Source organism: Pseudoalteromonas rubra, assembly GCF_005887115.1.
Taxonomy (GTDB): Bacteria; Pseudomonadota; Gammaproteobacteria; order Enterobacterales; family Alteromonadaceae; genus Pseudoalteromonas; species Pseudoalteromonas rubra_F.
The window spans coordinates 1-214 of sequence record NZ_PNCJ01000112.1; the positions used below are offsets into that span (position 1 = coordinate 1).

At 49.5% G+C, this 214-nt stretch carries 1 pseudogene; it reads left to right on the forward strand.

The annotated features are described in order from the left end of the window. Nucleotides 1-214, forward strand: a pseudogene (locus CWB98_RS23390) (transposase); the annotation flags it as partial.

Consider the following 214-nt stretch of genomic DNA (forward strand, 5'->3'; position numbering starts at 1 on the left):
GCAAGTTAGCCTGTCGGATACCAAATACTACCACTGCATTTCCCGTTGTGTGCGGCGCGCATTTTTGTGTGGCGAAGACCGCTTAACGGGTAAGTCGTATGAACATCGGCGAGATTGGGTGGAAGAAAAACTGCTGGCTCTTGGCAAGGTGTTTTGCATTGAGGTGTGTGGTTATGCGGTGATGAGCAATCACACGCATCTTGTGTTGTATGTG